At 30.1% G+C, this 11,094-nt stretch carries 12 protein-coding genes and 1 pseudogene; 11 read left to right on the plus strand and 2 right to left on the minus strand.

Annotated features, from left to right (window positions below):
- Positions 1–8 precede the first annotated feature (8 nt).
- From hprK to Q0K54_RS00775, 4 genes are all read left to right on the plus strand, one after another.
- Positions 9–944, plus strand: a complete 936-nt coding sequence (gene hprK, locus Q0K54_RS00760; protein WP_294577930.1) for an HPr(Ser) kinase/phosphatase — start codon at positions 9–11, stop codon at positions 942–944.
- A gap of 3 nt (positions 945–947) precedes the next feature.
- Complete coding sequence (lgt, locus tag Q0K54_RS00765) at positions 948–1,754, plus strand: prolipoprotein diacylglyceryl transferase (protein ID WP_294577931.1); 807 nt, start codon at positions 948–950, stop codon at positions 1,752–1,754.
- Positions 1,755–1,924: 170 nt separating this feature from the next.
- A complete protein-coding gene (locus Q0K54_RS00770) occupies positions 1,925–3,331 on the plus strand; it encodes an ROK family protein (protein ID WP_294577932.1) in 1,407 nt (468 codons plus the stop codon).
- A gap of 89 nt (positions 3,332–3,420) precedes the next feature.
- Positions 3,421–4,014 carry a GNAT family N-acetyltransferase gene (locus tag Q0K54_RS00775; RefSeq protein ID WP_294577933.1) on the plus strand — a complete coding sequence of 198 codons (594 nt, stop codon included), beginning with the start codon at positions 3,421–3,423 and terminating at the stop codon, positions 4,012–4,014.
- A gap of 30 nt (positions 4,015–4,044) precedes the next feature.
- Here the strand turns inward: Q0K54_RS00775 and Q0K54_RS00785 are convergent.
- Positions 4,045–4,879, minus strand: a pseudogene (locus Q0K54_RS00785) (HAD family hydrolase).
- 137 nt (positions 4,880–5,016) lie between these two features.
- A complete protein-coding gene (bilS, locus tag Q0K54_RS00790) occupies positions 5,017–5,532 on the minus strand; it encodes a flavodoxin family protein BilS (RefSeq protein WP_294577936.1) in 516 nt (171 codons plus the stop codon).
- 136 nt (positions 5,533–5,668) lie between these two features.
- Between bilS and trxB the strand changes: the two genes are divergently transcribed.
- From trxB to Q0K54_RS00825, 7 genes are all read left to right on the plus strand, one after another.
- Positions 5,669–6,577 carry a thioredoxin-disulfide reductase gene (trxB, locus tag Q0K54_RS00795; RefSeq protein WP_294577937.1) on the plus strand — a complete coding sequence of 303 codons (909 nt, stop codon included), beginning with the start codon at positions 5,669–5,671 and terminating at the stop codon, positions 6,575–6,577.
- A gap of 166 nt (positions 6,578–6,743) precedes the next feature.
- Positions 6,744–7,664 carry a hypothetical protein gene (locus tag Q0K54_RS00800; protein WP_294577938.1) on the plus strand — a complete coding sequence of 307 codons (921 nt, stop codon included), beginning with the start codon at positions 6,744–6,746 and terminating at the stop codon, positions 7,662–7,664.
- A 103-nt stretch (positions 7,665–7,767) separates the two neighbouring features.
- A complete protein-coding gene (gene rapZ, locus Q0K54_RS00805) occupies positions 7,768–8,616 on the plus strand; it encodes an RNase adapter RapZ (protein WP_294577939.1) in 849 nt (282 codons plus the stop codon).
- Positions 8,616–9,569: a DNA-binding protein WhiA gene (gene whiA / locus Q0K54_RS00810; RefSeq protein ID WP_294577940.1), complete on the plus strand. Its 954-nt coding sequence runs from the start codon at positions 8,616–8,618 to the stop codon at positions 9,567–9,569. Before rapZ ends, whiA begins: the two co-directional genes overlap by 1 nt.
- Positions 9,570–9,785 (plus strand): helix-turn-helix domain-containing protein, encoded by a 216-nt coding sequence (locus tag Q0K54_RS00815; protein ID WP_294577941.1) that lies wholly within the window; start codon positions 9,570–9,572, stop codon positions 9,783–9,785.
- A 34-nt stretch (positions 9,786–9,819) separates the two neighbouring features.
- A complete protein-coding gene (locus Q0K54_RS00820; RefSeq protein WP_294577942.1) occupies positions 9,820–10,104 on the plus strand; it encodes a hypothetical protein in 285 nt (94 codons plus the stop codon).
- A 270-nt stretch (positions 10,105–10,374) separates the two neighbouring features.
- A complete protein-coding gene (locus Q0K54_RS00825; protein WP_294577943.1) occupies positions 10,375–11,010 on the plus strand; it encodes a MurR/RpiR family transcriptional regulator in 636 nt (211 codons plus the stop codon).
- Positions 11,011–11,094: the final 84 nt, after the last annotated feature.

Genomic DNA, 11,094 nt, shown 5'->3' on the forward strand with positions numbered 1-11,094 from the left:
GAAAAATTATGCCAAAGTCAATTACAGTAGGTGAATTATTAAATAGTGATCATTATGTGCAAGTGACTGGTGATGAAAAATCGTTAGAACGTCCAATTTTTGTCGCTGAAATTAATCGGCCTGGTTTTGAATTAGCTGGTTTTTTCAAACATAGTGATTTTAGAAGAATTATCATTTTTGGTGATAAAGAATCAGCATTTATTAATGAAATGTCTGAAGAACGCCAAAGGGAAATATTTCCATTTTTAATTAATGATGAAGTTCCATGTATAATTGTTGCTAAAGGAAATGAATGCCCTGCTATCTTAATTGAAATTGCTCGTAAAAAGAATTTCCCTATTTTTGTAACTGAGTCAGCTACAGGTCGTGTTTCTATCGAGCTAACTAATATTCTTGATGAAAAACTGGCACCAGAAACTTTGATTCATGGAGTATTTTTGAATATTTATGGAAAAGGGGTAATTATTAAAGGTGACAGTGGAATTGGAAAGTCAGAAATTGCTCTGGAATTGATTAAACGTGGGCATTTATTAGTAGCTGATGATGCGGTTGAATTGTATCATTTAGGGCAAAGTATTGTCGGAAAAGCACCAGAAGTATTAAGTAATCTCTTAGAAATTCGTGGTATTGGTGTAATCGATGTTTCTAAGATGTTTGGAATTAGTTCGATTTTAGATAAAGACGAAGTCAATTTAGTAATTCAATTAGATCGTTGGGTTCCCTCACGTGAATACACTAGAGTTGGAGTAGAAGAAAACGAAGCAACTGAAGAAATTTTAGGAGTTAAAATTCCAAAAGTTGTTGTTCCAGTATCTAGTGGTCGTAGCATGTCAGTAATCATTGAGGCCGCTGTTATGAATATGCGATTAAGAGAATATGGTGTTGATTCTAGTAAAGAATTCGTTGATCGAATTTTGAAAAATATTGATAAAAATAAGGGGTAGACAATGACTTTTTTTCCTGATAGCCGTACATTTATTCAAATAGGCTCACTTTCAATTGCCTGGTATGCAATTTGTATTATTTTAGGAGCTTTTATTGCTTATCTAATTGGTCGTCATAATTTTAAAAAGATTGGTTATGATCCTGAAGTATTATCAGATTATTTCTTTGGGGTCTTGTTTACTGGGGTCATTGGAGCAAGATTATGGTATGTAATTTTTATGTGGGATGAAATATATGCTAATAATTCATTAGAAATAATTATGTTTCGTCATGGAGGATTGGCCATTCAAGGTGGCTTGATAGCCGGAATTGCTTTTAGCCTCTGGTATTTTAAAAAACATCATATTGGATTTATGGTGGCTGGTGATTCCATCATGCCTGGAGTATTGATTGCTCAAGCATTTGGTCGTTGGGGTAATTTTTTCAACCAGGAAGCTTATGGAAGCCAGGTAACTTTAGATTTTTTGAAATCCTTGCATTTACCAGATTTTATTATCAATGGAATGCATATTCATGGAGCTTATTATCATCCAACATTTTTATATGAATCGATTGCTAATGTAATTGGCTTTTTGTTGATATATTTTGTCATTAGAAAGATTCAAACAAAACAAGGAGAACAGTTCTTTAGTTATTTTATCTGGTATGGAATAATTAGATTCTTTATTGAAGGATTAAGAACTGATAGTTTATATGTTTTGGGGCTTAGAACTGCTCAACTCGTATCTATTGTCTTTGTGATAATTGGAGTTGTTGGGTTTATCTATTGTAAAAAATACGGTAAACCTGTTATTAAGGCTAAGTTGTAAGTTAATACGATGAAGACTGTTTAATAGACAGTCTTTTTTTGGAATATTTTTTCAAAATTTTGAAAGAATAAAGATAAAAACTAATATCTTTTTATCAAATTCTTTGATTTAGCTGTTATTTAAAAAATGATGATTATAATATTAATCAAAGAAAGAAGATGGGATAGATGATGGATGAATTTTTAAAAGATATTCACACACTAGTATTTTATTATTGGGTTTTAAATCAAACTAATAGTTTTTATCGGTGCTTTAAAGGAAAAGAAAATGAAATTATTTTAGAAACTGATAATAGTCAGGGAATAATTACTTTTAATAAATTTAATATTATTGAATTAACAGTTATTAATAAAGTAAAACAACAACCAGAATTTTATTTACATTTTCAAATGAAAAATCTTAATCACGCTAAGATGTTATTTGAGGAAATGGTGGAAACTATTGCCAAGGTTTCTAATACTCCAGCGACAAAAATATTACTATGTTGTTCTGGAGGGCTAACAACAGGCTTTTTTGCCCAAAAAATCAATGAAACGGCTAAATATTTAGATTTAGATATTGAAGCTAATGCGACAAGATATCTAGATGTTTATGAAAAAGGAGTCGATTATGATTATATTTTATTAGCACCACAGATTTCATATTTATGTGCTAATATTCAAAAGGTATTAAAAAAACAAAAAGTTTTAAATATTCCTCCAAAAGTATTTGCTAAATATGATGTGTTAAAAATTTTAAGATTTATTAGTAATAATAGTAATGATAATTTAAATCTTAATTTTGATCATAGTCGATTATTAATCAAACGTAACATAAAACTTGATACGATGATACTATGTATTTCTATTTATCAAAATAGTTCAAAAGTTTATATTGATTATCGTATCTATGATAATAACAAGCAAATTATTCATGAAAATGAAATTATTAAACAAACAATTGCCATTGAAGATATTTATGATGTTTTAGATATTGTTTTAGTTCAATATCCAGCTATTAAGAAAGTGGCTATTTCAATGCCGGGAATTATTAATGATGGTCATGTTGCCAGCTCTTTTGTCAAAAATGCTAATAATCGGGATATTAAACAAGATCTTCTAGATCGATATCATAAAGATTTTATTATTGCTAATGATATTAATGCAGCTGCAATTGGTTATTATGGGGTGCAAGATAAAATTAATTCTTTTTGTTTTTTATTTCAGCCAATTGGGATTGATGCTGGTCTAGGGACAGTTATTAATGGTGAGTTGATTCAGGGAAATTTTCATTTAGCAGGTGAAGTTAAGTTTTTACCACTGGCATTGTCTGATGATCGCAATAAATTAAATAAGACACCAGAAGGGATAAATGAATTGGTCTATAAGATGATTATTGCTATTTCTAGTATTATTGCCCCAAGGGTTTTTGTTATTTATAGTGATTTAGTTGCAGATGTTGCTTATTTAAAAGAAAAAGTAGAAGCCAGGTTTAATCAAGAAGTTGCTGGTTTTAAAATTGAAATTTACAAAGTTGAAAATCTTCAAGAGTATATTTTAGCGGGATTAATGATGTTATGTGCTAAAGAAAGTGCTTAAAAAATAATTTTAAGCACTTTTTAAACAATAGTTGCAATTATTTTTAATACGATAGATAATATAAAAAATTAGATTAAAGGAAAATTATCATGGAAAAAATAAAAATTAGTAAAGTCGATGTTACAGATAGTGAAAAACTGCTAGAAATTTATACACCATATATTTTAAATACTGCAATTACTTTTGAATACGAAGTACCTAGTGTGCAACAATTTCGCCAACGAGTACAAGATATCTTGGTCAAATATCCGTATTTAAAAGCAATTAAAGATGATGAAATAGTTGGCTATGCTTACGCTAATGTTTTTAAAAACCGGGCAGCATATGATTGGGCAGTTGAAGTTTCTATCTATATTAAAAAAGATATGCAGAAATTAGGAATTGGCAAGAAGCTTTATCAGGCATTGGAAAAAATTTGTCAACTTCAAAATATTACTAATCTATATGCTTGTATCGCGTATCCTGAAGTTGAAGATGAATACTTAACTAACAACAGTGTTAATTTTCATCAACATATGGGTTACCAAAGAGTTGGTGAATTCCATCAATGTGGTTTTAAATTCAATCGCTGGTATAATATGGTATGGATGGAAAAAATTATTGGTGAACATCAAACAACACCCCAATCAGTAATTAAGTTTGAAAATTTAGATTTGACAACACTGAAAACAATATTAGATTAAAACGGATGATCTACGACCATCCGTTTTTAATTACTCCTCAATTAAACCAAAATGAACAAAAGCTTTATATAAACCGTCTTTATCAACATCATCAGTAACATAATCAGCCATTGCTTTGATTTCTTCACCGCCACTACCCATAGCAATACCGACATGACAATACTCTAGCATAGGAATATCTATTTTAGCATCCCCAAAAGCAAAAGTATCATTAATATCAGCATGTAAATATTCTAGTAACATGGGCTTTAGTAATGTCTTTAACTCCTAAATCACCAAATAAAGCAATTTCTCCTTTACCACCCCAGGTTCCTGCTTTTAAATCAGGAAATTCTTTAATTGAATCTAAATGATCTTGATAACTATCTAAAACAAAGCTTACTTTGTTTAAGTCATCTCGGTATAGTTCACCGCCATAGATCATCTCAGGAAAAACATCTTTAACTGTCATTGAATCACTATTTTCTTTACCTTTACGTTTACAATATTCTTTGATGACTGGAGTAGCTCGTTCTTCAAAATTTTCACTTGCGAATAAACCATTGTTACTTTCCAAGTAAAACTCTAATTTACGACTATGCAGCCAATGAACAATATGTTTACATTGTTCTAAAGTAATTAATTGATGCATGATGACCTTATCATTATCTTCAACATAACTGCCATTACCACCAATCATACCATCTAATCCAATATCCCAGATGTATGGATATACTTCGGCTTTACTTCTGCCAGTACAAATGTAGACACGATGTCCATTTTTACGAGCCTGTCTAATGGCTTTAGTAGCTGACTGGGGTAAATTGTTTTCATAATCAAGTAATGTTCCATCAACATCAATAAAAATTATCTTTTGTTTTGCCATTTTCTTACCTCTTTTCTTTGAATCCTTGGTTATTATTATAAATATAGCTAGATCAAAGACAATTTTAGGTTTATAAAAAGAATTTTTTTCTCATTTTAATTAAAAATAGTGATAAAAAGATAAGAAAATTCTTGCAACTAACAAGCTCTAAATAATTCTAATTGTTTTAAAGCGTAGTCTTGGACGTTTTTGATATCATTTTGATCAGGATGTGACAAGGCCGCATCAAAATTTTCCAGGCTAACTTGTAATCGTTTATCATCAGGATGTTCTTGAATCATTTTTATATAACGATCTTTAACAGCCATTGGCATTTTTCCCTGACAGAAAAAGTGTCCTAAAATTTGATTGCTTGGGGCAACAAAAGTATCAAAACGTTTGGCTAGATTATCAAAATATTCTTGACTGGCTCCAAATCCTGCTGTTGCAAAGAAACTGATTTTTTTGTTTTCTAACTGGCTTAAAAAATTTTGAATTTTAGTGCTGCAGTTTCCTTTATCAACCCAGGTTCCAATAAAATATAAATCGGCATCAAGATTATCAATTACTTTTCCATAATAAATAAGATCATCTTTATTTAATACCTCTTTTATGCTTTGAGCAATTTTTTCAGTATTTCCAGTATTACTATCATAAACTATTGCAACTTTCATAAACTTCACCTCAAATTAAAGTATAAACCTAAATGAGTAAATAATAAAGCATTATACTTATTCAATTGTTTTAGGTATGATATACTAGAAAGTGTAAATAATTGTAATAAATCATCTAGAGATTAGGAGTGAGAAAATGCTAGATTTAATTATTATTGGAGCTGGGCCAGCTGGGATGAGTGCCTGTCTTTATGCTTCAAGAGCTGGAGCTGAAGTTTTGATGTTAGATGCTGGAGCTCCTGGTGGTAAACTAAATGTTACTGCAGAAATTGAAAACTATCCTGGCCAAAAGAAAAAACCTGGTCCTGAATTAGCATATGAAATGTATGAACAAGCATTATCTTTTGGTGGGAAGCAGGAGTTTGGTCAAGTAACTAAAGTTATTGATCATGGTGACTATAAAGAAGTTTTAACGACTGATAAAAGTTATCAGGCAAGAAATGTTCTAGTTGCTACTGGAACTAAGGAAAGAAAAATGCAAATTCCATTAGAAGATGAATTGACAGGACATGGTGTTTCATATTGTGCAGTATGCGATGGACCATTTTTTAAAGATGAAGAAGTAGCTGTTATTGGCGGTGGTAATTCAGCATTGGAAGAAGCCATCTATCTGACAAAATTTGCTTCAAAAGTTCATTTAATTGTTCGTCGAGATGTCTTTAGAGCTGATAAGATCATTCAAGATCATGTTAAGGCTAATGATAAAATCGAAATTCATTTCTTGAAAAAACCGCATCATTTAGTAGCTGAAGATAATAAAGTAGCTAAAATTGGATTAGAAGATAGTGTTACTGGTGAAATTAGTGAACTTGATGTTAAGGGAGTTTTCCCATATGTAGGTTTAGATCCCGTAACTGATTTTGTTAAAGATTTAGGCATTACAGATGAAAATGGATATATTATTACTGATGATTCAATGGAAACTAAAATCAAAGGTATTTATGCTGCTGGCGATGTTCGTAAAAAGACTTTACGACAAGTAGTTACGGCAACAAATGATGGGGCAATTGTTGGTCAACAAGTAGGTCAAAATATTAGTCATTAAAAGTAAAGCTAAGAGGCTTTACTTTTTAAATGCCGTTTATTCAATAAGATAATTCATATAAAAGATATATAGTATTGTTAAAATGGGCATGAAATTAAATAATAATTGAATTTATAATAGGGTTTTAGTAAAATACTAATAATTTGATTATAAGGAGGAATTGGTGATGGAAATAAAGGAGTTAGTGAGTGCAATAAAGGATCAATTGACATTAGCTGGCAAATTATATTTATATGATAATTTACCTGCTCAAATTAGTAATGCTGTTTATACCTTTGGAGATACTAATAGTTTTGATATATTAGCTTATATTGATGCCAGCATTAAACAAGATGGAAGTCGGGGTATGTTGATTTATCCTGATGGAATATATTTTAAATTTGGACAACAGGGCTTTTTCAAATATGATGAAATAGTTTATCTAGGAATTGAAAAGCATCGTAATGATCCGTCAGTTAAAGGAATTATAAAAACTGAGCCTAAAACATATAGTTTTTCAAATATAACGATTGACCCAGAAGTTTTAGTTACTTTTTTATCAAAAGTAACTGAATTGGATATTGATATGATCATGTCTAACCATGAAAAAGTGGCTTATTATGTTCCAATAGTATTAAGTGATCTAGAAAATGATGAATATGAAGATATTCAATTATCACCAGCTGATCAATCGCAAATTCAAGAATTTTATCAAAATTTAGCGATGATCGAACAATTAGATGACGAAAATTATCAATATGAATTAGAGCAATTATGTCATCAAGCGTTATCATTTTTTGATGAATTAGGTTTGGATAGTGATGAAATTGATCAATTATTAATGGTGCAAAAAGAATTTGATCAAGAAGATTTACAGGAAGAACAAAAAATCGATAATGCTAAAAAATATTATGATGATATGATGGATAAATATCGCCATGGTGATACAAGTATGTATGATAATGTTAAAGCTATTATGAACCAAATGGGAATTGATGAAAATGAATTGGCTGGTAAATCACCAGAAGAAATTGAAGATATTCTATGTGAAAAATTTGGTATTTCTAAAAGTATGATGGAAAAATTGAAGAATCGGTTTATGTCATAAGTTTAGAATCCTAATAAAGTAAATTAGTTGTGAAAAAAGCCAAAATCAAGTACACTTATAGATGTATTTTTGATAAAATAAGGTTAGAAAGTGAAGTGATATTATGGATCAAGTGGAAATTGTAATTGTTACTGGGATGTCAGGGGCTGGAAAAACCAGTGCTATGGCCTGTTTTGAAAACTTAGCTTATCGTTGTATTGATAATTACCCAGTATCTTTATTAACTGAATTTGCAGAACTGGTTCAAGAAGACTCTAAATATCAAAGAGTAGCCATGGCTGTAAGCCTGGATGATGCATTAAAAGCAATTCGTTTATTATCTAATATAGATTGGATTCATTTAACAGTCGTATTTCTTGATTGTGATGATGAAGTGTTAGTTAAAAGATATAAAGAAACGAGACGTTCACACCCACTATTAATTTCTAATAAAGCGTCTTCTTTAATTGAAGCTATTGAATTTGAACGTCGTTTGGCTGAGCCCATTTCCAGACTTGCTAATCTGGTCATTGATACGACAAAATTAAAAGGATCGCGTTTTCAAGATTTATTAGAAGATTATTTTAGTAAAGGAAAAGTTGATCCGTTTAGAATAACATTTGTGTCTTTTGGATATAAACATGGAGTTCCTAAAGATGCTGATTTATTGTTTGATGTTCGTTTTTTACCTAATCCATTTTACGTTGATGAATTAAGAAATTTAACCGGTAATGATAAAGCTGTTTATGATTATGTAATTGATAAAGAGGAAACCCAAGTCTTTATCAAAAAGATGCTTGATTTACTAGATTACTTATTAAAAGAATATGAAAAAGAAGGAAAAATGCACTTAATTATTGGTATTGGTTGTACTGGCGGACAACATCGATCTGTTTCTTTGACTAATTATTTTGCTGATCATTATAGTAAATATTATCAGGTGCATCGTTTACATCGCGATGCTGATCATTAGTGGATAAAATATCGTTTTCCCGAGTTGTCAAAGAAGAAGTCGTATTTAATGATTTTGATTCGTGTTGTCAAAAGGCCATGCTTTGTGCTGTAATTAAAATAAATGGTGTCTTATCATTATCTAATAATGGACTATTATTGACGATTAGAACTGAAAATGCCAAGATAGCTTCGAAGATCCATCATATGTTGAAAGATGAATATGATCCGCAAATTGAATTTTTAGTTTCTCGAAAGATGCGGTTAAAAAAGAATAATGTTTATATTTTAAAAGTTACTAAGGCTAGAGAAATTCTAGATGATTTATCTTTATTACAGGGATTGGGCTTTACACCATTACCAGATCCTCGAATCATTGCTAAAGAGTGTTGCAAACGGGCATACATTGCTGGCGCATTTTTATCATGTGGTAGTGTAAATAATCCGGAAACTTCCAATTATCATCTGGAGATGAGTTTTAACGAAGAAGAATATGCCAATTTTATTGCCAGTTTAATTAATTCGTTTGATTTAAATGCTAAAGTTATCAAAAGAAGAAATAAGTATGTTGTTTATTTAAAATCATCGGAAAAAATCGGGGATTTTCTTAGAGCAATTGGTGCCAGTCAGTCAGTAATGAATTTTGAAAGCACTCGAATTGATCGAAATATGTCGAATACGGTTAACCGCTGGAATAATTGTGACATTGCTAATGAAGTTAAAACATTGGCTACAGCTAATCGACAATTACAAGATATTGAGATAATCGAGATGTTCATTGGCTTAGATATGCTTGATGAAAAAACGCGAAATGTTGCCTTGGTACGAAAAGAAAATCCCGAGTATTCATTAAATGAATTGACAGAGGCTTACTTAGAAAAAACCGGCGAGACCATCAGTAAGTCCGGGTTACATCATCGATTTAAAAAAATTAGTGAAGAAGCTAAAAAACTAATCCAGATGGAGAGTGATTAGATGGAAAAAATTGAAGTGAGATTTGGGTATCGAATGAAAGAATTAAGATTGAAACAAGGAATCTCGCAAGAAGAATTAGCGTTTCGATGTGGTTTATCGAAAAATTATATTTCTGATGTTGAGCGAGGTACTCGAAATATTTCGTTAAAGTCGATTGAAAAAATTGCGTCTGGCTTTGCCGTTGAAATAAAAGAACTATTTGATTTTAAGCAGTAAGTTTGTATGAAATAAATATAAGGAGTTGATTTGATTGCCAATATATTATGCTATCTTGATCATTTTAGTAGTGATAGTAATCTTAAGTTTGATTTTAAATGTGTTGACTAGTCCAATTACTTGGATCATTATTGCTGCATTATTAATCTGGTCGGCTATTAAGCGATACAGTTACGCTAAAAAAATTAATGAAATGCATCAGCAATATCAAAAAGAAGCTGAAGAGAAACAAAAGGCTTATTATAGTCAAGAACAATATCGTCGTGGTAGTGAAGATATTATTGATGTTGATTATCAAGAATTTGAAGATGACAAATAGCTGTCATCTTTTTTTGTAAATAAATTTCAAAAAAATTGCTTTTAGCTTAAAAGTTTTGTAAATATTATTCTTAAATTCTTGAAATTATTTTTTTAATGATAGTTTTTTACTATACTTATGGTATAAGCTTTAAAGGCTTTGATAAATAGCTATTGATTCCTTGAAATATCTGTTGACGCACATTTCATGATTATAGCTATTTTTTTTTAAATAAAATGTGATTTTTTATTATATAATAACTAGAAATGCTAAAAAGGAGGTGAAGATTAAATGAATCTTGTATCTAAGTTAATATATCAAAAAGGGTTCAGTGAACTGGAAAAAGGAATTGCTGATTATATCATTAATAATAAAGAAAAAGTATTTGATATGAAACTAGTGGATTTAGCTGAAGCAACATACACGTCAACAGCAACAATTAGTCGTTTTTGTAAAAAACTTGGTGAAAAAGATTATAATAGTTTTCGAATAAATTTTATGAAAGATATTATGTCGGACTATAATAGCGAAATCGATTTTAACTATCCATTTAAAAATAATGATTCAGATCATGAGATGATTTATAAAATAGGCGAATTATGTAAAGATGCCATCGAAGCCACTAAAGATCTAATTGAAGAAGATGTTTTTAATAAAGTTGTTGAGGAATTATATAATGCACCAGAAATTGATGTTTTCGCAGCTGAAACTTCATATTTATCAGGACTTTTATTTCAATATCGAATGTTGACGATTAATCGCTCTATTCAAATTAATTCACCATTTATGCAAAAACAGTCTTTAATTACTGTAAATAAAAAAACAGTAGCCATTGTCATTTCTTATAATGGTGATTTACCAGAAAATAAAAGAATCATAAAATATAAACGAGAACATTATACAAGTAATACAACATTAGCTGCATAAAGAAAAATGAAGTTGCCTCTTTGACAACTTCATCAAAAACATTTTTAATTATTTCACCTGTCTACTTGACAGGGGCGGTTCAAA

Source organism: uncultured Thomasclavelia sp. (assembly GCF_944324745.1).
Classification (GTDB): Bacteria; Bacillota_I; Bacilli_A; order Erysipelotrichales; family Coprobacillaceae; genus Thomasclavelia.